The organism is Virgisporangium aliadipatigenens, assembly GCF_016863615.1.
GTDB classification, from domain to species: Bacteria; Actinomycetota; Actinomycetes; order Mycobacteriales; family Micromonosporaceae; genus Virgisporangium; species Virgisporangium aliadipatigenens.
The window spans coordinates 1-1,880 of record NZ_BOPF01000092.1 but is presented as its reverse complement, the minus strand read 5'-3'; the positions used below and the strand labels follow the sequence as shown (position 1 = coordinate 1,880).

The 1,880-nt window shown below is 71.4% G+C and carries 1 protein-coding gene; it reads left to right on the top strand.

What is annotated here, in order from left to right; genetic code table 11:
- Positions 1–134: 134 nt before the first annotated feature.
- Entirely contained in the window at positions 135–1,652 is a 1,518-nt protein-coding gene (locus Val02_RS46890; protein WP_203905876.1) for a DNA cytosine methyltransferase, read from the top strand.
- Positions 1,653–1,880: the final 228 nt, after the last annotated feature.

Sequence of the window (1,880 nt, the reverse complement as noted above, 5' to 3'; positions counted from 1 at the left end):
TCCCGGTTTCGGGTACGGCCCCGGCCGCCGAGCCGACCGATCTCCTGTGTCGACACAACAGCCTAGGAAGCTTGGCCGCCGAGCCGACCAAGAAGACGCCCTCCCACTGTGCACCGTCCCGGAAGGACAGACCGATGTTGACCGTTGCTGACTACTTCTGCGGGGCCGGCGGCTCGTCGACCGGCATGGAACAGGTCCCCGGGGTGCGGGTGGTGATGGCCTCCAACCATTGGCAACTCGCCGTCGACACCCACCACGCGAACTTCCCGCACGCCGACCACGACCGGGAGGACATCACCCGCATCGACCCGCGCCGGCACCCCGGAACGGACATCGGCTGGTTCTCCCCGGAGTGCACCTGGTGGACCGTCGCCAAGGGCATCAAGTGTGACTACGACGGCCGCCCGGTCCAGCTCGACCTGTTCGCCGAGGACGTCGATGACCGGCCGTTGCCGTCGGAGGCCGCCATTCGGTCGCGGATGCTGATGCAGGACGTGCCCCGCTTCACCGAGGTCCACCGCTACCGCGCCGTCATCGTGGAGAACGTCACCGACGTCCTCAAGTGGGAACACCTCGATGAGTGGCTGCGCCGCATGGCCTTGCTGGGCTACCGCCACCGTACTGTCGTGCTCAACTCGGCGTTCGCGACCGCCTACGGCCCAGGCGCCCCGCAACTGCGCGACCGGGTCTACTTCGTCTTCTGGCGCGACGCCTATCCGGCGCCGGACTTCGCCAAGTGGACCCGTCCCCGGGCCTGGTGTCCCTCGTGCGGCGACGTGCGCGGCGTCTACGTCGACAAGCGGCCGGGGGCGCGGCGCATCATGCGCTACGGCGCCCAGTACTTCTACCGCTGCCCCCGGACGTCGTGCCGGGGCCGGGCGGTGCATCCCTACGCCCTGCCGGCGCTGACCGCGATCGACCTGACCCGCCCGGCCCGGCGTATCGGCGAGCGGTCGACGCCGTTGAGTCCGAAGACCCTCGCCCGCATCGCCGCCGGGCTGCGCCGCCACACCCGCCCCGGGTCGGTCGGTGCGCCGGAGTGTGCGCCGTTGCTCGTGCCGTGCGGCGGCGGCCGGAACACCACCTCCAGCCCGGCTACGGCGCCGATGCGTGCCCGGACCACCCGCGAGACTGAAGCGCTCGTGGTGCCGCTGCGCAACAACGGCGTCGCTCGCCCCGCCGGCACGCACCCGATGGTCACGTTCGCCGCCGGCGGCACCCACCAAGCCCTCGTCATCCGCAACAACACCGCCCGGGGCGACCAGGGCCAGATGGCCACCCGCCTCGACGAACCGCTGCGGGCCATCACCACCGCCGGGCACCAGTCACTGCTGTCCTGGGACCACCTGCTCTACGGCTACGACACCGGGCACCTGAGGTCCCTGGAAACGCCGCTGCCGGCACAGACCACCGTCGACGGGGACGCCGTCCTCGGCACCGCCGTCGACGTCGACGAGTGCACTTTCCGGATGCTCGCCACCGAAGAGATCCGCGCCGGGATGGCCTTCACCCCCGGCTACCGCCTCCTCGGCACCTCCAAGAAGACCAACGTGCGGATGCTCGGCAACGCCGTCACCCCACCCGCAGCCCGCGACCTCACCGCCGCGCTCGTGGAAGCCGTCACCGGCGTCGAACTCGAACCGGCGGCCTGAACCGTCATGCCCACCGCCGCCGTCCTTGCGCCCGGGTCGCCCTCGTGGCTGACCCGCTCGCCGCACGCCCGCGAACAAGCAGCCGTGCGGGCGGCAGACGCTGGTTTCACGGACTGGCTGGAACACATCCGCCCGGCCGCCGCGTGCACCAACCCGGTGCGCCTGGCCGGCACGATCGCCACGGTCGAGGCGGCCACCGGTCGTTTGCTGTCCACGGTGGACACCGAC

Bases quoted from the DNA above. Each gene is read 5' to 3' on its own strand.
- Val02_RS46890 (WP_203905876.1), top strand. From the start codon at position 135: ATGTTGACCGTTGCTGACTACTTCTGCGGGGCCGGCGGCTCGTCGACC.